The sequence below is a fragment of the Vibrio sp. J1-1 genome (genome assembly GCF_021728395.1).
In the GTDB taxonomy this organism is placed as follows: Bacteria; Pseudomonadota; Gammaproteobacteria; order Enterobacterales; family Vibrionaceae; genus Vibrio.
In genome coordinates, this window is record NZ_JAKKCM010000017.1 from 57,119 (window position 1) to 79,884 (window position 22,766).

19 protein-coding genes are annotated in these 22,766 nt (G+C 46.2%); 11 read left to right on the forward strand and 8 right to left on the reverse strand.

The features are described 5' to 3' along the window. The first annotated feature begins 3 nt into the window (after nt 1–3). The 4 genes from recF (at nt 4) to L3V31_RS20120 (ending at nt 5,026) form a co-directional block, all read left to right on the forward strand. A complete protein-coding gene (recF, locus tag L3V31_RS20105; protein WP_237318733.1) occupies nt 4–1,083 on the forward strand; it encodes a DNA replication/repair protein RecF in 1,080 nt (359 codons plus the stop codon). Nucleotides 1,084–1,096: 13 nt separating this feature from the next. Beyond that, nucleotides 1,097–3,514, forward strand: coding sequence for a DNA topoisomerase (ATP-hydrolyzing) subunit B (gene gyrB / locus L3V31_RS20110; protein ID WP_237318735.1), 2,418 nt, complete (start codon nt 1,097–1,099; stop codon nt 3,512–3,514). Between the two features lie 489 nt (nt 3,515–4,003). Then, a complete protein-coding gene (locus L3V31_RS20115) occupies nt 4,004–4,228 on the forward strand; it encodes a hypothetical protein (protein ID WP_237318737.1) in 225 nt (74 codons plus the stop codon). Between the two features lie 360 nt (nt 4,229–4,588). Then, nucleotides 4,589–5,026: an Hsp20 family protein gene (locus L3V31_RS20120; RefSeq protein WP_237318739.1), complete on the forward strand. Its 438-nt coding sequence runs from the start codon at nt 4,589–4,591 to the stop codon at nt 5,024–5,026. A gap of 64 nt (nt 5,027–5,090) precedes the next feature. On the opposite strand, the gene L3V31_RS20125 is transcribed toward L3V31_RS20120, so the two are convergent. The 4 genes from L3V31_RS20125 to glyQ all read right to left on the reverse strand — a co-directional run bounded on the left by L3V31_RS20125 (nt 5,091) and on the right by glyQ (nt 11,888). Next, nucleotides 5,091–6,344, reverse strand: a complete 1,254-nt coding sequence (locus L3V31_RS20125) for a valine--pyruvate transaminase (protein ID WP_237318741.1) — start codon at nt 6,342–6,344, stop codon at nt 5,091–5,093. Between the two features lie 226 nt (nt 6,345–6,570). Further along, entirely contained in the window at nt 6,571–8,655 is a 2,085-nt protein-coding gene (locus L3V31_RS20130; RefSeq protein ID WP_237318743.1) for an alpha-amylase, read from the reverse strand. Between the two features lie 231 nt (nt 8,656–8,886). Next, nucleotides 8,887–10,953 carry a glycine--tRNA ligase subunit beta gene (gene glyS, locus L3V31_RS20135; RefSeq protein WP_237318745.1) on the reverse strand — a complete coding sequence of 689 codons (2,067 nt, stop codon included), beginning with the start codon at nt 10,951–10,953 and terminating at the stop codon, nt 8,887–8,889. 14 nt (nt 10,954–10,967) lie between these two features. After that, the gene (glyQ, locus tag L3V31_RS20140) at nt 10,968–11,888 is read right to left on the reverse strand and encodes a glycine--tRNA ligase subunit alpha (protein ID WP_237318747.1); all 921 of its coding nucleotides are present in this window, start codon (nt 11,886–11,888) and stop codon (nt 10,968–10,970) included. 484 nt (nt 11,889–12,372) lie between these two features. Here glyQ and L3V31_RS20145 point away from each other — a divergent pair, with 484 nt between their 5' ends. Then, a complete protein-coding gene (locus L3V31_RS20145; protein WP_237318748.1) occupies nt 12,373–12,927 on the forward strand; it encodes a TMEM165/GDT1 family protein in 555 nt (184 codons plus the stop codon). Between the two features lie 205 nt (nt 12,928–13,132). Beyond that, nucleotides 13,133–13,393: a hypothetical protein gene (locus L3V31_RS20150; RefSeq protein ID WP_014230433.1), complete on the forward strand. Its 261-nt coding sequence runs from the start codon at nt 13,133–13,135 to the stop codon at nt 13,391–13,393. Nucleotides 13,394–13,426: 33 nt separating this feature from the next. Here the strand turns inward: L3V31_RS20150 and tusA are convergent, their stop codons facing one another. Continuing rightward, a complete protein-coding gene (tusA, locus tag L3V31_RS20155; protein ID WP_014230434.1) occupies nt 13,427–13,675 on the reverse strand; it encodes a sulfurtransferase TusA in 249 nt (82 codons plus the stop codon). Between the two features lie 132 nt (nt 13,676–13,807). On the opposite strand from tusA, the gene L3V31_RS20160 reads away from it, so the two are divergent. Both L3V31_RS20160 and L3V31_RS20165 read left to right on the forward strand, forming a co-directional pair. After that, complete coding sequence (locus L3V31_RS20160) at nt 13,808–13,990, forward strand: hypothetical protein (RefSeq protein WP_014230435.1); 183 nt, start codon at nt 13,808–13,810, stop codon at nt 13,988–13,990. A 165-nt stretch (nt 13,991–14,155) separates the two neighbouring features. After that, nucleotides 14,156–15,097 (forward strand): LysR family transcriptional regulator, encoded by a 942-nt coding sequence (locus tag L3V31_RS20165; protein ID WP_237318766.1) that lies wholly within the window; start codon nt 14,156–14,158, stop codon nt 15,095–15,097. A 55-nt stretch (nt 15,098–15,152) separates the two neighbouring features. Here L3V31_RS20165 and L3V31_RS20170 read toward each other — a convergent pair whose 3' ends face one another. The 3 genes from L3V31_RS20170 to fadB all read right to left on the reverse strand — a co-directional run bounded on the left by L3V31_RS20170 (nt 15,153) and on the right by fadB (nt 19,759). Beyond that, nucleotides 15,153–16,133 carry an MDR family oxidoreductase gene (locus L3V31_RS20170; protein ID WP_237318750.1) on the reverse strand — a complete coding sequence of 327 codons (981 nt, stop codon included), beginning with the start codon at nt 16,131–16,133 and terminating at the stop codon, nt 15,153–15,155. 263 nt (nt 16,134–16,396) lie between these two features. Next, a complete protein-coding gene (fadA, locus tag L3V31_RS20175) occupies nt 16,397–17,572 on the reverse strand; it encodes an acetyl-CoA C-acyltransferase FadA (RefSeq protein ID WP_237318752.1) in 1,176 nt (391 codons plus the stop codon). 15 nt (nt 17,573–17,587) lie between these two features. After that, nucleotides 17,588–19,759, reverse strand: a complete 2,172-nt coding sequence (fadB, locus tag L3V31_RS20180) for a fatty acid oxidation complex subunit alpha FadB (RefSeq protein ID WP_237318754.1) — start codon at nt 19,757–19,759, stop codon at nt 17,588–17,590. Between the two features lie 272 nt (nt 19,760–20,031). Here fadB and L3V31_RS20185 point away from each other — a divergent pair, with 272 nt between their 5' ends. Genes L3V31_RS20185 through hemG form a run of 3 tightly spaced genes read left to right on the forward strand, consistent with a single transcriptional unit; the run spans nt 20,032 to nt 22,696 of the window. Beyond that, entirely contained in the window at nt 20,032–20,655 is a 624-nt protein-coding gene (locus L3V31_RS20185; RefSeq protein WP_237318756.1) for a YigZ family protein, read from the forward strand. A gap of 46 nt (nt 20,656–20,701) precedes the next feature. Continuing rightward, nucleotides 20,702–22,159 (forward strand): TrkH family potassium uptake protein, encoded by a 1,458-nt coding sequence (locus tag L3V31_RS20190; RefSeq protein WP_237318758.1) that lies wholly within the window; start codon nt 20,702–20,704, stop codon nt 22,157–22,159. 9 nt (nt 22,160–22,168) lie between these two features. After that, nucleotides 22,169–22,696 carry a menaquinone-dependent protoporphyrinogen IX dehydrogenase gene (hemG, locus tag L3V31_RS20195; protein ID WP_237318760.1) on the forward strand — a complete coding sequence of 176 codons (528 nt, stop codon included), beginning with the start codon at nt 22,169–22,171 and terminating at the stop codon, nt 22,694–22,696. The last annotated feature ends 70 nt before the right edge of the window (nt 22,697–22,766 follow it).

The following is a 22,766-nucleotide window of genomic DNA, read 5'->3' on the forward strand; positions in this document are numbered from 1 at the left end:
CAGATGCCTCTTTCTCGCCTTATTATTCAGCAGTTTCGAAACATTAAAGCCTGTGATATTCAGTTATCAGTAGGCTTTAACTTTCTTATTGGGCCTAATGGCAGCGGTAAAACCAGTGTTTTGGAAGCGGTCTATTTACTTGGACATGGTCGCTCGTTCAAAAGCGCTCTGACTGGCCGAGTGATTCAAAATGAGTGTGATGAACTGTTTGTTCATGGGCGTTTTTTGAACCCTGATCAATTTGAGCTACCAATCGGCATTAATAAGCAGCGCGATGGTTCAACAGAGGTTAAAATAGGCGGTCAATCTGGGCAAAAACTCGCGCAGTTGGCACAAGTATTACCTCTGCAGTTGATACATACGGAAGGGTTTGATTTACTTACTGATGGCCCTAAACATCGGCGCGCATTTATCGATTGGGGTGTGTTCCATACTGAACCGGCTTTTTATGATGCGTGGGGTCGCTTTAAGCGTCTCAACAAGCAGAGAAACGCGTTACTCAAAACTGCCACCAGTTATCGAGAGCTCAGCTACTGGGATCAGGAAATGGCACGTTTGGCGGAAAACATCAGCGAGTGGCGAGCACTGTACATCGAACAGATGAAAACCGTAGCCGAAAGTATCTGTCAGACATTTTTGCCAGAATTTGAGATCCAATTAAAGTATTATCGAGGTTGGGATAAAGACACACCGTACCAAGATATACTGGAAAAGAATTTCGAGCGTGATCAGGCATTGGGATACACCGTTAGTGGCCCGAATAAAGCTGATTTGCGCATTAAAGTGAACGGAACGCCCGTTGAGGATGTTCTTTCACGCGGTCAATTAAAACTCATGGTGTGTGCATTGCGAGTGGCGCAAGGGCAGCACCTGACAGAGATGACCGGTAAACAATGCATTTACCTAATTGACGACTTTGCGTCGGAATTAGATAGCCAACGTCGCAAGCGTCTTGCTGATTGCTTGAAAGAGACGGGCGCACAAGTATTTGTAAGCTCTATCACTGAAAACCAAATCGCCGACATGTTGGACGAGAATGGAAAATTGTTTCATGTGGAACATGGCAGGATAGAGTCAAACTAGAAGAGAGAAACTCATGTCTGAAAATTACGATTCATCGAGTATTAAGGTACTGAAGGGTCTGGATGCGGTACGTAAGCGTCCAGGTATGTACATCGGCGATACGGACGACGGGACCGGCCTGCACCACATGGTTTTCGAGGTGGTGGATAACTCAATTGATGAAGCGTTGGCAGGTCACTGTAAAGACATCGTTGTGACAATTCATGAGGATAACTCGGTTTCCGTTAGCGACGATGGTCGTGGCATTCCAACAGAAATGCACTCAGAAGAAAAAGTATCAGCAGCCGAAGTAATCATGACGGTACTTCACGCTGGTGGTAAGTTCGATGATAATTCATACAAAGTATCGGGCGGCCTGCACGGTGTAGGTGTCTCAGTAGTAAACGCGCTGTCTGAGAAGGTTGAACTGACCATTCACCGTGGCGGTCATATCCATACTCAGACTTACCGTCACGGCGAGCCTCAGGCACCACTAGCGGTTGTGGGTGATACGGATAAAACGGGTACGAAAATTCGTTTCTGGCCAAGCAGTGAGACGTTCACTAATACTGAATTCCATTACGATATCCTCGCAAAACGTCTGCGTGAGCTATCGTTCCTGAACTCTGGCGTTTCTATCAAGCTGTCTGATGAGCGTGAAGAAGATAAGCATGACCACTTCATGTATGAAGGTGGTATTAAGGCATTTGTTGAACACTTAAATACCAACAAAACACCAATCATCGAGAAAATCTTCCACTTCAACTTTGAGCGTGAAGACGGCATTGCTGTAGAAGTTGCAATGCAATGGAACGACGGTTTCCAAGAGAACATCTTCTGTTTTACCAACAACATTCCACAGCGTGATGGTGGTACTCACCTAGCTGGTTTCCGTGCCGCGTTGACGCGTACACTGAACACCTTTATGGATAAAGAAGGTTTCTCTAAGAAAGCGAAAACAGCAACGTCAGGTGATGACGCACGTGAAGGTCTGACTGCGGTCGTTTCTGTTAAAGTGCCTGATCCAAAATTCTCAAGCCAAACCAAAGACAAACTGGTTTCATCAGAAGTGAAATCAGCGGTAGAGTCGGCGATGGGTGAAAAGCTTTCAGAATTCTTAGTGGAAAACCCAAGTGAAGCGAAGATGGTTTGTTCGAAAATCATCGATGCAGCACGTGCTCGCGAAGCAGCGCGCAAAGCTCGTGAAATGACTCGTCGTAAAGGCGCGCTAGACCTGGCTGGTCTGCCGGGCAAACTCGCAGACTGTCAGGAAAAAGATCCGGCACTCTCTGAACTATACATTGTGGAGGGTGACTCTGCGGGCGGTAGTGCTAAGCAGGGTCGTAACCGTAAAAACCAGGCTATCCTGCCGCTGAAAGGTAAGATTCTGAACGTAGAGAAAGCGCGCTTCGACAAGATGCTTTCTTCACAAGAAGTAGCGACGCTTATCACAGCACTAGGCTGTGGTATCGGTCGTGATGAATATAACCCAGACAAACTGCGTTACCACAACATCATCATCATGACCGATGCCGATGTCGATGGTTCGCATATCCGTACGCTACTGTTGACCTTCTTCTACCGTCAAATGCCAGAGCTGATTGAGCGTGGCTACATATACATCGCGCAGCCACCACTATACAAAGTGAAGAAAGGCAAACAAGAACAATACATCAAAGATGAAGAAGCGATGAACCAATACCAGGTATCACTGGCACTGGATAACGCATCACTGCACGTTAACGCAGATGCGCCTGCTCTTGCGGGTGAATCGTTAGAGAAACTAGTTCAGCAGTACAATGCTGGCATTAAGCTTGCCGATCGTATGAGCCGTCGTTACCCAAGCGCGTTGATGCATGAGCTGATTTACACGCCGCGTCTAACACCTGAACAATGTCATGATGCAGCAGCCGTTGAAGCGTGGACTAAGCAGCTTATTGATCAGCTCAACGCAAAAGAAGTGGGTGCGAGCCAATACAGCTTTGAGGTAGAACAGCACGCAGAGCTTGGTCTGAGCTTACCTAAGATCATCGTACGTACCCATGGTGTGACACATGAGCATGCACTAAGCATCGATTTCCTGAATTCGAAAGAATACAGCAAGTTGGCGGATCTATCTGAAGAGCTAGATGGCCTGATCGAAGAAGGTGCTTACATCAAACGTGGTGAGCGTACTCTAGTAGTTTCAAGCTTTGAGGAAGCATTAGCATGGCTGGTTAAAGAGTCCATGCGTGGTCTAAGCCGTCAGCGCTATAAAGGTTTGGGTGAGATGAACCCAGATCAGCTTTGGGAAACCACAATGGACCCAGAGACTCGCCGTATGATGCAAGTAACCATTGAAGATGCCGTTGGTGCAGACCAGTTGTTCACAACGTTGATGGGTGATCAGGTTGAACCGCGTCGTAACTTCATTGAAGAGAACGCACTGAAGGTTGCTAACCTAGACGTGTAGTCGAAAGCGTTTCTAAATAAGCGTTTATTAAGACCTGATTTCGGTAATATATCGGAATCAGGTCTTTTTAGTTTCAGCTAACTTTACCGTTGCTGTAACCCAATTATCCTAGCTGTACTATCCGGCTCATCGATCTTTAAACCAGTCTGTTTATCTCTTCCTTTCCATCAGACCGACTCTCAACCGCAGATCATCAATCATTCAACTCTAGTCGCTTTAAAGACTGGCTCTTCGCGACTCGACGCTAACGTGGTTTGTTTCTTTTTATTAGAAAAAACATCAAGAATAAGAACCTCGTCGAATGTCAGAATTATCTTACTTATCAGTTAGTTTTATCTGTGAAAGTATGAACCAGTATCACTAAAAAACTATTCCAACAATAAAAATCATTATCCGTAAATTACGGAGCGCAATTGAACAATGAATTTTGCTATCTCTTCAAGTCACGCTTAGTTGCATGACTTCATCACTAACTAGGTTAAAAATAGAGTGTTTAGAGCTTTACCTCTTTTAATTTCATTGCTTCTATCCACATACTCAAATGCGAGTGGTTTTGAAGCAAAGGTTCCATGTCTAGCACACGATAAAGATGTCTTTATAGGGTGGATGACAAAACAAGAATGCATTGATAAACAAGGTGTAAGTCCGGATATGTTAGGAAAAAAAAGCGAAAGAGAAACTTTAGCTTCGACAACTACGCCAAATAAGAAATAAGTGAGTCTTGCCTAAGCCAAGCACTAAGAACTTAAGGGTGTTGTTTTAATACCCTAAATTTTTTTCTTATTATCCCTTGAAAGCGTATTTTCAGACCTTATATCTAGAATTGAAGAGGTTAGCTTGCTAGAGACTAGAAGAACAGCCCTCTGCAACCGCTAAAACAAGATCGCTCAAAAGAGGATGCTTTGTTTTGGCACACAACTTAACTTAATGATTCCTGTCATGTCTCGGTGAAAAGCGTTTTCACTAGCGGAATGATCCGGATTCCTTAGCTCGGCGCTGGTTTTTGCATAAACACGCCAATTAGATGAGTATCATCTGAGCTAAGACTATTGCTTGATTAAGAGGATAGATTTTATGCGTAATGTAGATTTCTCACCACTATACCGTAATGCTATTGGCTTCGACCGTCTGCTGAACCTAATGGAAGCGGGCTCTGCGAAGAACTCTTCCAACGGTTACCCTCCATACAATATCGAACAAAAAGATGAGCATAACTACCGTATTACAATGGCGGTTGCGGGTTTTGCTGAAGAACAGCTTGATCTGACCCAAAACGAAAACATGCTGATCGTAAAGGGCGAGCGTAAAGCGGAAGAAGGTAAAAACTACGTTTACCAAGGTATTGCAGAGCGCGACTTTGAACGTAAGTTCCAGCTTGCTGACTACGTAAAAGTAATTGGCGCATCAATGGAAAACGGCCTGCTACACATTGATTTGGTGCGTGAAATTCCAGAAGCGATGCAACCACGTAAAATTGCTATCGGCGGCAATAACTTGCTAGAAAACAGCTAATCAGCAAGTAGCTTGCACATAGAGTGAGAAAGAGCGCCAGTTGGCGCTCTTTTAGTTTGTTTTTCTATTTACCTTCTCGGTAAGCCTTTTCAACTTCTTCCGCGATAATCGCGATACCTTCCTGCATCATCTCGTCATCCTGAACGTAGTTCATACGCAGACATTGATGCGCGTGATCCCATTCATCTTCCTGACCGATAAAGAAGTACTCACCAGGAACAATCAACACTCCACGAGCTTTCAGACGTTGGTACAGTTCCATTGTGTTGATTGGTAGTTCGTCAAACCATAGCCACAAGAAGATTGCACCTTCAGGTTTATGGATACGAAAACGCTCGTCCGTAATCGCTTGCTGCAGCAGTTCTACCGCACGTTGGGACTTCTGTTTGTAGTAAGGCTTAATTACATCCGAACTCAATCTCAGCAGGTCGCCATTACCAATGATATGGTTTGCCAGCGCAGGTCCGACACTCCCCGGCGCCAAGCTGATAATGCCATTCATATTAGTTAGAGCTTGGGTGATGGCTTCATTGGCGATCACGATGCCGCAGCGCACGCCTGGTAAGCCTAGTTTGGACAAGCTCATACACAGAATCGTATTGTCATTCCAAAATGGTTCAACGTCTTCAAAAATGATGTTCGGGAACGGCAAACCGTAAGCGTTATCTATGATCAACGGAATGTTGTTTTCTCGTGCAAGCTTGTCTAGTTTACGAACTTCTTCATCCGTTAGTACGTTACCCGTCGGGTTAGTTGGACGAGATGCACAGATAGCGGCGACGGAGTCATCGACTTTTAACTTTTCAAAATCAACGTGGTATTTAAACAAACCATTGTCGAGCAACTCGATCTCCGGGTGGTAAGAGACGAAAATATCTTCATCAATACCGGCATCGCCGTAGCCAATGTACTCTGGTGCGATCGGCAAAAGCACTTTTTTGTGTGAACCGTCAGGCTGTTGGCCTGCGAGTAAATTAAATAGGTAGAAGAAACCGCTTTGGCTGCCATTGGTCAGACTGATGTTCTTCTCGCTGATGTTCCAACCGTAGGTTTCACGAAACAGTTTTGCTAGCGCTTTTATAAACGCATTTTTACCTTGAGGGCCATCATAGTTGGTCAGTGCGGCGATGAGTTCCCCACTGGCGAGCATTTCCTCACTGGCTTGGTGAAAGTAATCGAGCATGGCAGGAATGGCGGCGGGATTACCTCCACCGAGCATGATGGCACCTGGTGTACGCAGACCATCATTTAAATCATCCATTAACTGCGTGATACCGGAATACTGATTAAATTTTTCACCAAACTTTGAGTACTGCATGTTTACTTATACCTAATTCATTGTGATTGCTTTGTGTAAATTTGCTGACTGAGCTTCAGCTTATAGTGTAATACTTGACCTTACCCTAATGTTATTACGACGCAAAGTGTGAATTCACTCGAAGAAGAAAAAAGTGTCTGTTCAGACCAGATGAATGGATTATAAAGCGAAAAGAGGATTAAAAAGGGAAGCCTACGCTTCCCTTGCTGGTGGAGAGACGGATGTGCTATTCGCCAGTGTAGACAACAAGCACTTTATCATCCTGATACTGGCGCTCGAACGCGTAGTATCCTTCCTGGTTACGTGTAATGTGCTTACCTTGAGCAATCGCAGGGTGACGCTTACGGAATTCGCCCAGTTTTTGCCAGTGTTGTAGTAAGTCTTCACGCTCGCCATGAATCTTATCCCATGGCATGTCAGAACGGGTTCCCTGGTGAGTGTCTGAACCGGTATGACCAAAGTCACGGGCAATCTCGTCGCCGTAATAGATTTGCACCGCTCCCGGAGCCAACATTAACGCATTTGCGGCGCGGGCCTGATCATTGAAGCTACGGCTGCGAGCAGACCAGAACAGTTGCGTGTCGTGAGAAGAAAGGTAACTCAACACATTGAACTCTGGGTCATTATTGATTTGCTCTGCATAGCGTCGGTAATCGTTATCCAAATTGGCAAAACATTTCAGCGCTTTTGGTGCGACATCTGACTGGAATTCGAAATTGATGATCGAGTCGAATCCGTTATCGAAGTAAGGGCTCTTCACCACGCTGTGCGCCCAGACTTCGCCCGTCATCCAGAATGGTAAATCGTCCAGCGCTTTATCTGGGTTGTTTTGTTTCCATTCGGCAAGAGCTTGTGTGGTACTGGCTTTTAATTCTGACCACGCATCCATTTCTACATGTTTGGCGGTATCGACACGAAAGCCATCAACGCCATAATCACGGACCCAATCGGATAGCCAAGCTATGAGATGTTCGCGCGGCGTCTTTTGCTCATCACGAGCACTGGTATCTTTGTTATGGAAGAAGTTTGGCAAACCGGTTTTCTGAGTCGACTCGGTTTTCTGATCCGGTAAGTAGTTCAGAGACATGCTGATGTCGTTGTACCCCGGTGCATCGTAATTACCGATGTCGGTACGAATCCACGCTTTCCCCCACCATTTTTCCCACGCTTCGTTATCGCTGTATTTAACGTAGTCGTTGAAGCTATGCCAACTCTGGCCAGATTTTGGCTGCCAGTCGGTCCACTTTTCACCCAGCACTTCTTTCGCTTCCTGGTCATCAAGGTAAAGTTGACCAAAGCCAAACTCCTGCATGTCGGCTAGTGTTGCGTAGCCTGTGTGATTCATCACTACATCCCAAATGATGCGAATACCTTTTTTATGAGCGGTATCGATGAACGTTTGCAGCTCATCTTCGGTACCCATATTAGCATCGAGTTTGGTCCAATCTTGATGGTAGTAGCCGTGATAGCCGTAGTGCTTGAAATCGCCTTTGTCACCGCCACCAACCCAGCCGTGAATTTGCTCTAGCGGTGAGGTTATCCAAATCGCGTTAACACCTAGAGATTCAATGTAGTCGAGCTTTTTGGTCAGACCCGCTAAGTCACCACCATGGAAGGTGCCAATCTCGTATTTACCGTCTTTGCTGCGGCCATAGCTGTTATCGTTGTTTGAATTACCATTGTAAAAACGGTCGGTCATGACGAAATAAACCGTGGCGTTATCCCAGCTGAATGATTTGGCCGCTTGCTGTTCAACTTTTTCCAGCAGTAGCAGTCCCTGACTCATTGGGCCTGGCTTTAGGCTGACAGCACCGTTGGTTACGGTTGCCTCTTGTCCAGTCAGTGCATCTCGGACTAAGGTTCCATCACTAAAGGTTTCCGTGACATTGATGGTTTTAGCCGTATCGGTTGCGACAGGGCAAGAGAAGCTGGTTACCTGAGACTGCTTTGGTTTGAGCTTAACCGTCAGCTCATTGGTCGTTGGGTTGAGCGTAAATTGGTAGGTATTGGCTTTGAAAATGCGCAGCGGCATATTGGCATCCGTTGCACAGTTATCCATTTTTAATGGTGTGTTGAATTTGATGCGGCTTTCTTCTGCCAAAGCGAAGCTACTGCCACAGCTTTGTTTGTTGTCGGCAATCGTGAAAGTGTAATTGCCTTTATCCAGTTTCTGCTCTGCGACGAGTAATCCTTGATCGTTTTGTTCGAACATGGCTTTGTCATCACCGACGCTTAATATGATGGCATTATCTGGAATTTGGCTGCAGGCACTAAGTAGACCAATAGAGAGTGCGAGAATTGTTTTTTTCATTGTGTCCTTCCCCCGAATAAACAGATCTTTTATAACAAAAAGAAGCCTCTACAATCCGAGCGGTGCACCAACAAGTTAACCCTCTCTCACCCTACAAATTTTTGTCTTGTTCACAAAATGAGTAATAATTCCCTCCAACCTTTTCTTTTGGCCAACAAAAAAGGGAAGCAGATGCTTCCCTTTTGGTTATTTTGTGACTTCTTTTTCCGTCAGTAACTCTGTTTCGGTTACTTATTTTTGAAGAAGAGAGATGTCTGCGATCTGTAGGAACAGGTTACGCAGATTGTTCAGTAGGGTCAGACGGTTCTTTTTAAGTGCTTCGTCGTCTGCCATTACCATTACGTTGTCGAAGAACGCATCCACTGGCTCACGCAGGTCAGCAAGTTTGCTTAGGGCTTCTTGGTAGTTACCTGTCGCAAAGGCTGGCTCAAGTGCTTCAGTCATCACTTCAACGCTTTCTGCTAACGCTTTTTCTGCATCTTCTTGTAGAAGAGACAAGTCAATCTCTTCTGCTAGCTCGCCATCGAATTTCGCTAGGATGTTACCTACACGTTTGTTCGCTGCTGCCAAAGATTCTGCTGCTTCTAGCTCACGGAAGTGAGATACCGCTTTCACGCGTTGGTCGAAATCAGCTGGTTTAGTCGGGCGACGTGCCAGTACAGCTTGAATGATATCGACACTGAAGCCTTCATCTTTATACCATGCATTGAAACGACCAAGCATGAACTCAATGACATCTTGCTCAACGTTGTCGTTAGTCAGCTTAGAGCCAAACTGTACTTTTGCTTCACGGATAAGGTCTATTAGGTCTAGGTTGTAGCCGTTTTCAACGATGATACGTAGTACGCCCAGAGAAGCACGACGAAGTGCAAATGGGTCGCTGCCTTTCGGTGCTTGACCAATACCGAAGATACCAACAATAGTGTCCAGCTTGTCAGCCATTGCAACGGCTGAAGAAATCGAGGTGCTTGGCAGAACATCACCAGCGAAACGCGGCATGTACTGCTCATACAGTGCTAGTGCTACTTGCTCATCTTCACCATCATGAGTTGCGTAATGCATACCCATGACACCTTGAGTATCCGTAAACTCGAATACCATTGAGGTCATTAGGTCACACTTCGCCAACAAACCTGCACGAGTTGATTTCTCGACATCCGCACCAATTTGTTTCGCGATGTAGCCTGCAAGTGCAGTGATACGATCGGTTTTGTCTTTGATTGTGCCCAGTTGCTTCTGGAAAATCGCGTTTTCCAGCTCTGGAAGGCGGTCAATCAGTGGACGCTTGCGGTCAGTATTGAAGAAGAACTCTGCATCGGCAAGCCGCGGACGAACCACTTTCTCGTTACCTTCGATAACGTGTCGAGGTTCTTTCGACTCAATGTTTGATACGAAGATGAAGTTAGGCAGTAGTTTCTTGTCTTCAGAGTAGACAGGGAAATACTTCTGGTCACCTTTCATGGTGTAAACCAAGGCTTCAGAAGGTACTTTTAGGAACTCTTCTTCAAACTTCGCGGTAAGTACTACTGGCCATTCAACCAGAGAGGTGACTTCTTCTACTAGGTCATCTTCTAGATCGGCGATACCGCCAACCGCCGCTGCCGCCTTTTGTGCGTCCGCTAGGATGATGGCTTTACGAGCTTCGTAATCTGCCATGACTTTACCGCGTTCTTCAAGAATCGCAGGGTATTGCTCAGCAGAATCGATAGTGAACTCTTGCTCGCCCATGAAGCGGTGGCCACGGATAGTACGGCCAGAAGCGATGCCAAGGATTTCACCTTCGATTAGGTCGCTGCCCATTAGCATGGTTAGTGTCTTAACTGGGCGGATAAATTGAGTCGTTTTGTTACCCCAACGCATTGGTTTTGCGATAGGTAGGTTTGCCAGAGCTTTTGCTGCTAGCTCAACTACGATCTCAGATGCTGGCTGACCTTTTACTTCTTGTTTGAACAGTAACCATTCACCTTTGTCTGTTACCATGCGATCCGCTTGGTCAACGGTGATGCCACAACCGCGAGCCCAGCCTTGAGCTGCTTTGGTTGGGTTACCTTCTGCGTCGAATGCTGCTGAAACCGCAGGGCCACGCTTTTCAACGACTTTATCTGATTGGCTTTCTGCCAATGCCGCAACTTTAAGTGCAAGACGACGAGGAGCCGCGAACCATTTTACGCCTTCGTGAGCAAGCTCTGCGCTTTTTAGTTCTGCTTCGAAGTTTGCTGCGAATGCTTCAGCCAGAGTACGAAGTTGCGTTGGTGGTAGCTCTTCTGTGCCCAGCTCGATTAGAAATTCTTTTGCCATGTTAGATCGACCCCTTACGCGTTATCTTCTTTTTTACACATTGGGAAGCCAAGCGCTTCACGTGATGCGTAGTATGCTTCTGCTACTGACTTAGTCAGGTTACGGATGCGTAGGATGTAGCGTTGACGCTCAGTTACTGAGATCGCCTTGCGTGCATCTAGCAGGTTGAACGCGTGGCCAGCTTTCAGGATGCGTTCGTAAGCAGGAAGTGGAAGAGGCTTTTCAAGTGCAACGAGCTCTTGACACTCTTTCTCACACTGTTCAAAGAAGCCGAATAGGAAATCAACGTCAGCGTGCTCGAAGTTATAAGTTGATTGCTCAACTTCATTTTGGTGGAAGATATCACCATAAGTGACTTTATTGCCGTCTGGCGCAATGTTCCAAACCAAGTCGTAAACTGAATCTACTTCTTGGATGTACATAGCAAGACGCTCGATACCGTAAGTGATTTCACCAGTAACAGGTTTACACTCAAGGCCTCCAACTTGCTGGAAGTAAGTAAACTGTGTCACTTCCATACCATTTAGCCATACTTCCCAGCCTAAGCCCCATGCGCCTAGTGTTGGGTTTTCCCAGTTGTCTTCTACGAAACGGATGTCGTGTACAAGTGGGTCAATACCAAGAACTTCAAGGGAACCAAGGTACAACTCTTGGATATTGTCTGGCGATGGTTTTAGCGCTACTTGGAATTGGTAGTAGTGCTGAAGACGGTTAGGGTTTTCACCATAACGGCCATCAGTAGGACGACGTGAAGGTTGTACATAAGCTGTCGACATTGGCTCTGGGCCAATTGCTCGTAGACAGGTCATTGGGTGAGAGGTACCCGCACCAACTTCCATATCGAGTGGTTGAACAATCGTACAACCATTTTGAGCCCAATAATCCTGCAGCGCGAGGATCATTCCCTGGAAGGTTTTGATATCGTATTTTTGCATAAGTCAGGTTCGCGCGATTCTCTTGTTACTCGCAAATTCGCCGTCTATGCCGAGTTTTACAACTCTAACAAGGGCGATAAGGAGTAATTACGGTTGAATAAATTAACAATCTAGTATACCCAGATATTGAGCATGGGAGTAGAGCTAATCTTGATTAATTCGTGGGCAATTTTCTCCTTTAATGGATTTTTACCGAGTTATCTACCGTATTTTTCTTAAAAGGGAGTTTTCGTCTGATTTGGTGCTTGAGATGCGCTACAAGGTTGGCTAGAATTGCGCCTGTCTTTGGGGAGTAGCTTACCCGATGGAGTTTCTATTTCATCCGGTTCGTTCGTCAACATAATTGGTGCAAAATCACCATGGCGCTCGAGACTCGAAGCCTTTCGAGTTTAGCAAGACCTTAGACAAATCATCACGAACCGGGGTGGGGCGTGAGGTTTGTCTATGGTTGAATATAATAATCCCTGCCCCAAAAGAGCATGTCGTGAGCGTTTTAGCTATTTCAATTACTACTGTCGCGTTAGCAGAAATTGGCGATAAGACCCAATTGCTATCGTTGTTACTTGCCAGTCGATACCGTAAACCGGTTCCTATTATTGCAGCCATCTTTTTAGCTACCATTGCTAACCACGCTTTAGCTGCATGGTTAGGGGTCGTTGTGGCCGATTATCTGTCTCCTGAAGTCTTAAAATGGGTGCTGGTGGTCAGTTTTGTTGCCATGGGAGCTTGGATCCTGATTCCAGATAAACTCGATGACGATGAAGAGATCTCCAACCGCGGCCCGTTCATTGCCAGTTTTATTGCCTTTTTTGTTGCTGAGATTGGAGACAAAACTCAAATAGCAACCTCAATTCTGGGCGCGCAGTATGCCGATGCCTTGAGTTGGGTTGTTTTAGGTACGACGATAGGTATGTTACTGGCGAATGTGCCTGTGGTTCTGATCGGTAAGTTGTCGGCGGATAAAATGCCATTGGATATTATTCGTAAAGTGACCGCCTTTTTGTTCGTCTTATTGGCGATTGGTGCGGCATTCTTCTAATTTGACCAATGTGGGTAAAGCTAACGGCTTAGCGTTACTTTGCCCCGAAACGTCGTTGAAAATGGAGCGAATGATCAATAACTAGTGAACTCGTGGCTTATTTCAAACTCTGGCATAAATTCGTTCAAGACGTGACGAGTGGCATATTAGTGTCATACTTGTCATGATAGTTTAGTGCTGTGAATGATAGCGAGAGGGCAAGTTTATGCTTACACGTTACATGGGGATGACCCCAAAGAGTCAGAGTTATTTATTCACTTTTGGTTTGGCGCTGTGCTTGTTGGCATTGGTGCTAACCGATATGTGGTTACCGATTGTAGCGGGAACTTTCATACTCACCGGGTTAACGGTAGAAGCATGGATTCGGGTTGCGCACATCATACCGATGCATGAAGAAATGCGGGCGATGAAGAAACAACTCAATAAGCTACAGTCAGAAATACGCACATTAGAATACGACGAATAAGTAAACGGCAGCCTAATAGGCTGCCGTTTTTGATTATTCCAAACCTTTCTTTATCAGGTATTGATAGGGCAACTGCTCTGTTTGTGCCGCTATCAATTGATGATCCATAAATCGGCAGAAACTCGGAATATCTCTAGTCGTCGATGGATCGTCCGCTTTGACCAGCAAAATTTCACCATCTTGCATGTTGCGAATTGTCTTCCTGACCATCATCACTGGCTCTGGACAGCGCAGTCCCTCTGCTTCTAACGTCTTGGTTGCCAGTTCCGGATTAAAGCTCATAGTGTGATTCTCGTAGCTAACTTAGCGATGAATTTTACGTTCGTGGAAAAAATATTCAATAACCACTTGGCAAAGTGTTATTTTTGTTTTACCTTAAATTAACAAACTGGTAACAAGTAGTAAGGAGAGGCGATGCTGACAGCTTTAGACAGACTAACGATATATTCTGTGCTGTGCTTTATTTCGTTCTGTGCGTTGGTGCTCAGAACCCCAGCTGAAACCTCACTAATGCCTTTGGTAGGCGTGATTGCAACGATTTTAGGTATTTGGATTGAGATGCATAAATGGTCAGATGCATCCGAGCAAGAAAATTAGTATTGCTTAACTCAACCAAGATACATCGATTTTGCCATCTTCTTTTTACCAACACTTCATTCCGACACTATCCCCATTTTTTCTTGGGCTTCCCCGCTGAAAGGCGGGATTTTTTTTGCCTGAAGAGTACAATTTATCTAAACGCATTCATAATATATGGTCATTGTGGAATTAGAAGACATTTATCGTCGAGATCTGAATTTACTAGTCGCATTGCGTGTTCTGATCGAAGAAAGCAGTGTTAGTAAGGCGGCAACTCGACTGAATTTAAGCCAGTCGGCGATGAGTCGAGTGCTAGGGCGACTGCGTGATTTATTAGGCGATCCTCTTTTTACGCGTCAGGGGCAGCATTTAATTCCCACTCAAAAGGCGCTGGAAATTGATCGTTCCCTGGGAGAGCCGCTGGAGTCGCTGCGACAATTGCTTTCGCCAATTGAATTCGATCCGCTGCAATGCGACCAGACCTTCACTATCGCCACAACAGACTACGCCATGCAGACCATATTGCCTTTTGCCTTGCCGCGTATTTATCAGGAAGCACCCAATGTGTCGTTTAACTTCTTGCCTTTGCAGCACGACAGACTGTCTGATCAGCTGACCTATGAAGGTGCCGATCTCGCTATTTGTCGCCCAACTGGCCCCATCGACCCTCTGCGTAGTGAAGTACTAGGCCGGGTTGGTGTGCTGTGTTTATTGTCGAAACGACACCCGCTGGCAGATAAAGAGATGAATATCGATGATTATTTGGGGCATCCGCATGCAATGATCGCCATTAGTGATGGGGTGAATGCGCTGATCGAGCAAGCTCTGATCGATAAACCACAGCGTAAAATGGTGCTGCGTGCTTACCACCTGGAAGCGGCACTGGCGATTGTTGATACCTTGCCGATCATTATCACCGTTCCGGCAGACTTAGCGTATTTGGTGGCGGAGCGTTATGACCTGATGGTGAAACCTCTGCCGTTTGAGTTCACCCCATTTGACTACTCGATGATCTGGCATGCGCGCTGTGAGCATTCACCTGCACAGGAGTGGTTGAGAGGGATAGTCAAAGAAGAGTGCGGGCGGTTGATTGCCAAGCGCATCGAAGATATGGGATTAGGCTGATCAAAAAGAGCCAGCAATGCCGGCTCTTAGTCTGTCTAATTTGTGATTGTAGATCTTAAAGCTTGATAACTACGCGCCCAGTGACTTGGCCGTTGGTGATGTCTTCAGCGTATTTTGGAGCTTCTGCCAAATCCACTTCAGTACAAGCTTGCTCAAAGTAGCTATCAGGTAATAGATCAACCAGCTTTTCCCATGCGGCGATACGTTTTTCTGTTGGGCACATTACTGAGTCGACACCTTGCAGGCGTACATTACGTAGGATAAATGGCATCACTGTTGTTGGTAGATCAAAACCACCCGCTAGGCCACATGCCGCGACTGCGCTGTTGTAATCCATTTGTGCCAATACTTTTGCCAGCACTTTGCTGCCGACCGTATCTACTGCACCTGCCCAGATTTGTTTCTCAAGCGGGCGAGCTGGCTCTTCAAACTCAACACGGTCGATGATGCGACTCGCGCCCAGTTTTTCTAACAGTGGGCCATTTTGTTCTACGCGACCAGTAACGGCAGCGACTTTGTAACCCAGTTGAGCCAGCAATGCTACTGCGACTGAGCCCACGCCACCACTTGCGCCAGTGACCAGGATTTCACCTGCTTCTGGTTTGATGTCTGCATCAAGCAGCGCTTGAACGCACAGCATTGCGGTAAAACCAGCGGTACCAACCATCATTGCTTTTTTGCTGTCTAAGCCTTTTGGCAGCGGTACTAACCAATCGGCTTTCAGGCGAGCACGTTGCGCCATGCCACCCCAGTGATTTTCACCCACGCCCCAGCCTGTCAGTACCACTTTGTCGCCAGCCTGGTAGCGTCCATCTTCAGAGCTCACCACGGTACCAGCGAGGTCAATACCAGGAACCATTGGGAAGTTACGGATGATTTTACCTTTGCCCGTAATCGCCAAACCGTCTTTGTAGTTTAACGAAGAGTAGTCAACGTCAATCAGGACGTCACCTTCTGGGAGTTGGGTTTCATCAATTTGTTCGATGTTGGCGATAGTACGTTTGTCTTCTTGGTTTAGAACTAGAGCATTAAACATGAGGTTCTCCGAGTGTGCGGTAGTGTGACTAAGGTGCCACAGCAGCAAGATATTAACTGCCTCTAAGTGTATGTCTTGTTTGGTTATGAATAAAATGAAAGTTCATCATTTAATCTATGCGTTGTGTGCATTTATTACGAGTGACAACTTTGAAAAAATAAAAGGGCGACATTAGGATGTCGCCCTTAAGTCTAATACTAAATGGCTTTAGCATCGGTGCATTTCATCAGGATGCCGAGTGGATCACTATGTTGTTCAAATGCCTAAGGTCTTTCAAAAACAGTCGCAATACCCTGACCAAGGCCGATACACATGGTCGCAAGGCCGTACTTCGCGTCTTTTGCTTCCATTAGGTTGATCAGCGTCGTAGAGATACGAGAACCAGAACAGCCTAGTGGGTGACCCAGAGCGATTGCGCCGCCATTCAGGTTTACTTTTTCGTCCATCACATCAAGTAGACCTAGATCTTTAGCACATGGTAGCGATTGTGCCGCGAACGCTTCGTTTAGCTCGACTACGTCCATATCTTCGATAGACAGCCCTGCACGTTTTAGTGCTTTCTGTGTTGCTGGTACCGGACCATAACCCATGATTGAAGGATCGCAGCCTGCAACCGCCATACCCTTGATACGCGCACGAATCTTCAGGCCAAGCTCGTTGGCTTTTTCTTCACTCATAATCAGCATTGCTGAAGCGCCATCCGATAGTGCAGAAGACGTACCTGCCGTTACGGTACCATTTGCTGGATCGAATACCGGACGAAGTTGAGATAGGCCTTCGACTGACGTTTCTGGACGGATAACTTCATCGTAATCCAGAGTAAATAGTGTGCCGTCTGCAGCGTGACCTTCGATAGGTAAGATTTCGTTCTTAAAGCGACCTTCTACCGTCGCTGCATGAGCGCGAGCATGAGAGCGCGCGGCAAACTCATCTTGTTGCTCACGGCTAATTCCGTGTAGTTTGCCTAACATTTCGGCCGTTAAGCCCATCATACCTGCAGCTTTTGCTACGTTCTTCGCCATGCCCGGGTGGAAATCCACACCGTGGTTCATTGGTACGTGACCCATGTGTTCAACACCACCAATCAGACAGATCTCGGCATCGCCAGTCATAATTGCGCGCGTACCATCATGAAGTGCTTGCATAGATGAACCACACAAACGGTTTACGGTAACCGCACCAATTTCAATTGGTAGACCAGCCAGCAGCGCTGCGTTACGGGCAACGTTAAAGCCTTGTTCCAGCGTTTGTTGGACACAGCCCCAGTAGATGTCTTCGATCTCACTTGGGTTAACTTGTGGGTTACGCGCCAGAATGCCTTTCATCAGGTGTGCAGAAAGGTCTTCAGCACGAGTATTACGAAAAGCGCCACCTTTAGAGCGACCCATTGGGGTACGTAGACAATCTACTACGACAACATTTCTTGTTTGATTAGTCATTTTGGGAATCCCTCCTTAGATAGAACCTTGCTGTTGTGCGCCGTAGAAGGTCTCTCCCTTGGCTGCCATATCAATCAGCATTTGCGGTACTTGGTACATCGCGCCTAATTCAGCGTGTTGTTTTGCTGTTTCGATGTATTCAGCAATACCAACACTGTCTAGGTAGCGGAATACACCGCCGCGGAATGGAGGGAAGCCTAGGCCGTAAACCAGAGCCATATCCGCTTCTTGTGGCGTCGCGATAATGCCTTCCTGTAGACACAGTACCACTTCGTTGATCATCGGAATCATCATACGTTGGATGATGGTTTGCTCGTCGAAGTCACGTTTATCTGCACATACGTCTGCCAGTAGTGGCAAGATCTCTTCAGAGAAGGTCTTCTTCGGTTTGCCTTTCTTATCAACTGAGTAGCTGTAGAAACCGCTGCCATTTTTCTGACCAAACTTATTGGCTTCGAATAATGCATCAATCGCATCACGACCTTGTTTGCCCATACGCTCTGGGAAGCCTTCAGCCATGACGGCTTGTGCGTGGTGAGCGGTATCGATACCTACAACGTCAAGCAGGTATGCTGGACCCATTGGCCAACCAAACTTGCGTTCCATGATTTTGTCGATTTGCGTGAAGTCAGCGCCGTCACGAAGTAGCATGCTGAAACCACCAAAGTATGGGAACAGTACACGGTTTACGAAAAATCCAGGGCAGTCATTGACGACGATTGGTGATTTACCCATTTTCGCTGCGTAAGCCACAACACGGTTGATGGTTTCATCAGACGTTTTCTCGCCGCGGATGATCTCAACCAACGGCATGCGATGCACAGGGTTAAAGAAGTGCATACCACAGAAGTTTTCTGGGCGTTGTAGTGATTGAGCCAGTACGTTGATTGGAATGGTCGATGTGTTCGACGTGATAACCGTATCTTCGCCAACGTTTTGCTCGACTTCGCTAAGTACGGCTGCTTTTACTTTCGGGTTTTCAACAACTGCTTCGACAATCACATCTGAGTTTTCGATACCAGCGTAGTGTAAGCTTGGAGTAATAGACGCGAGGATGCCCGCCATCTTAAAGCCATCGAGACGACCCGTCGCAAGACGTTTATTCAGCAGCTTCGACGCTTCGTTCATGCCTAAGTCAAGAGATGCCTGAGCGATGTCTTTCATTAGTACAGGCACACCTTTTAGCGCAGATTGGTAAGCGATACCGCCACCCATGATACCTGCACCTAGAACCGCTGCACGCTTAGTGTCTATGTTTGCTGATTTTGCCGCTTTTTTAGCGATGCCTTTAATGTACTGATCATTAAGGAACAGACCGACCAGTGATTTCGCTTCTTCTGATTTTGCCAGCTTAACAAAGTGCTTACGTTCTACAGCAAGTGCTTCATTACGTGCAAGTTGAGCACCTTCTTCAATAGTAAGGACTGATGTCATTGGTGCTGGATAGTGCGGGCCCGCTTTTTGTGCCACTAGGCCTTTTGCCATAGTGAAGCTCATCATCGACTCTAGCTTGCTTAGCGTTAGTGGTGATGTCTTTTGTTTGCGGCGAGCTTGCCAATCAAGTTTTTCGTTGATTGCTGATGTCAGTGTTTGCAGAGCGGATGCATGTAGAGAGTCTGAATCGACAACGGCATCTAACAGGCCAAGTTTTAGTGCTTCATCAGCACGGAGCGCTTTACCTTGTGTAATGATTTCCATCGCGTTATCAGCACCGATAACACGAGGTAGACGTACACAACCCCCAAAGCCTGGCATGATGCCAAGTTTCGTTTCTGGCAGACCGATGCTGGTGGTTTTGTCACCGATGCGCATGTCTGTGGCCAATACACACTCACAACCACCACCTAGAGCATGGCCCTTGATGACGGAGATGGTTGGTACTGGAAGGTCTTCAAGTTTGTTGAAGATGCTGTTGGCGAACTGTAGCCATTGATCCAGCTCGGCATCAGTCTTAGCGAACAGGCCTAAGAATTCAGTAATGTCTGCACCTACAATGAACGTATCTTTATCTGAAGTCAGCATTAAGCCTTTCAGATCTTGGTGTGCGATAAGTGCATCAAGGGCTTTGTCTAGTGACTCAAGCGTCGCTAAATCGAGTTTATTTACGGATTTTGGCGAGCAGAAACTCAGCTCTGCAATACCATCCTGTATTTCCTTTACCTGTAGGGTTTCGGCTTGGTAAATCATTGTCTATCTCCATGACATACAATCTGGGATTGTCTGTATACCTATTTAAATGGTGCCCTTCCTCGTATAAATAGCCTCGGATAAATAGGTAGCGAGGAAGTGTTTTATTCTAATTCTGGTTTGACCATTGATGTTAGTTTTGATCGTGGGATGTTTAATTTCAATACATTTTTCAAACAAGTGTTTAACATTGTGCGCTGGGCCAGATCTTATGCGACTTGTAAATCACACTCATGGTAGACTTCAGGCAAAGAGACAAGCGACCTAATCCTATGAATGACCAGCCTTATTTGATTCCTGCACAACCAGCTCAATTTGAAGAAGAGATCAAAAAGAGTGTGTTTATTACTTATCTTGCCCATACGCCAAGTGTTGATGCTGCGAAAGCATTTGTGGAGCAAGTAAAAACAAAGCACGCGGATGCGAGACATAATTGCTGGGGATTTGTCGCTGGAAGGCCGGAAGACTCGATGAAATGGGGCTTTAGCGATGACGGCGAACCATCTGGAACGGCAGGTAAACCTATTCTCGCGCAGCTCTCTGGTTCAGGGGTTGGGGAAATTACGGCAGTTGTGACCCGTTACTCTGGCGGTATCAAATTAGGGACGGGAGGCTTGGTGAAGGCTTATGGTGGCGGTGTACAACAAGCACTCAAGCAGCTTCAAACTATTGAGAAAAAAATAACCACAAAGCTCAGACTAGCGTTAGACTATGGGTTTATGCCTATCGCACAGTCTATTATGCCTCAGTTTGGGGCGGTTGAAGTTGATGCTGAGTACAGCGATCAGGTCGTGCTGGTGGTAGAAATTGAGCTTCGTGAAGTGAGCGGATTTACCCAAGCTATCATTAATAAAAGTGGGGCTAAGGCAATTGTTACCCCACTAGACGGAAAATAATGAAAAATATTAAGCGACAGGGACAGCTTCGCTAGTCAATCAATCCATGCAATTTCGTTCAATTATTCGTATCGTCGGGCTATTGCTCGCGCTTTTTAGTGTCACAATGCTCGCACCTGCACTCGTCGCGCTGACTTACCGAGATGGCGCTGGTGTGCCTTTTGTCACGACCTTTTTTGTTCTGCTGTTTTGCGGGGCAGTTTGCTGGTTTCCGAACCGTAGGCATAAGCATGAGCTAAAAGCGCGTGACGGATTCCTTATAGTGGTCTTATTCTGGACGGTACTAGGCAGTGCGGGGTCCATTCCGTTTTTGATCGCTGATAACCCGAATGTATCGGTAACTGACGCCTTTTTTGAGTCATTTTCTGCTTTGACGACGACTGGTGCAACTGTCATTGTTGGCCTAGATGAGTTACCTAAAGCGATCTTGTTCTATCGCCAGTTACTCCAGTGGTTTGGTGGGATGGGGATCATCGTATTGGCGGTGGCTATTTTGCCTGTGCTAGGTATCGGTGGTATGCAGTTGTATCGTGCTGAAATCCCGGGGCCGGTAAAAGACACCAAAATGACCCCAAGAATTGCCGAAACAGCCAAAGCGCTTTGGTATATCTACTTAAGCCTGACGATTGCATGTGCGACAGCATTTTGGTTGGCTGGGATGACACCGTTTGATGCCATCAGCCATAGTTTCTCTACCATCGCGATTGGCGGGTTCTCAACTCATGACGCGAGCATGGGGTATTTCGACAGTTACGCCATCAACCTTATCACCGTCGTATTTCTCTTGATATCAGCATGTAACTATACTTTGCACTTTGCAGCATTCTCGTCCGGTGGGGTACATCCTAAATACTACTGGAAAGATCCCGAGTTTCGCGCATTCATCTTTATACAGGTGATACTATTTGTTGTTTGCTTCTTATTACTACTGAAGCACCACTCATACACGTCGACGTACGATGCTTTCGACCAAGCGCTTTTCCAAACAGTCTCTATCTCAACGACGGCTGGTTTTACCACAACTGGCTTTGCGGATTGGCCATTGTTCTTACCCGTACTGTTGTTGTTTTCATCTTTTATTGGTGGATGTGCTGGCTCGACAGGTGGTGGTATGAAAGTAATTCGTATTTTGCTGCTTACCTTACAAGGTGCTCGTGAGCTGAAACGTCTGGTGCACCCTCGTGCGGTTTACACCATTAAAGTCGGTGGTAGCGCGCTACCACAACGAGTTGTCGATGCCGTTTGGGGGTTCTTCTCAGCGTATGCGTTGGTGTTCGTTGTGTGTATGTTAGGACTGATCGCGACTGGAATGGATGAACTGAGTGCATTCTCTGCCGTCGCCGCCACCTTGAATAACCTTGGCCCAGGTCTTGGGGAAGTGGCGCTGCATTTTGGTGATGTGAATGACAAAGCAAAGTGGGTTCTGATTGTCTCTATGTTGTTTGGTCGTCTAGAAATCTTTACCTTACTTATTCTACTCACGCCAACGTTTTGGCGTAGCTAAGGGGATATTGTGGCAAAAGCATTGTTCTTATACTCTTCTCGCGAAGGGCAAACAAAAAAAATCTTCCACTATATAGATGAGAAGCTAACGGACTTCGATTGTGATTTAGTGGATCTACATAATGTAGACACTATTGACTTCGAACCTTATGACAAAGTGTTGGTTGGTGCTTCTATTCGTTATGGGCATTTGAATAAGAAGTTGTACCAATTTATAGAACGCCATCTTACGCAATTGGAAAAGCATAAGGTTGCCTTCTTCTGCGTGAACTTAACGGCGCGCAAAGAAGACCAAGGTAAAGATACGCCAGAAGGCAGTGCGTATATTCGTAAGTTCTTGATGAAATCACCTTGGAAACCAGAGTTGATAGGTGTGTTTGCGGGTGCGCTTTATTATCCGCGCTACGGATGGTTCGACAAAATGATGATTAAGTTCATCATGTCGATGACCGGTGGAGAGACCGATACTTCTAAAGAAGTGGAATACACCAACTGGGAAAAAGTGACTCTTTTTGCGGATAAGTTTAAAGAACTGTAGAAATAACGTGCTCTTTTGAGAGCTTTTGATGGCATTTTACTCGAATGATAGAAAATTCGAAAAAAACGTA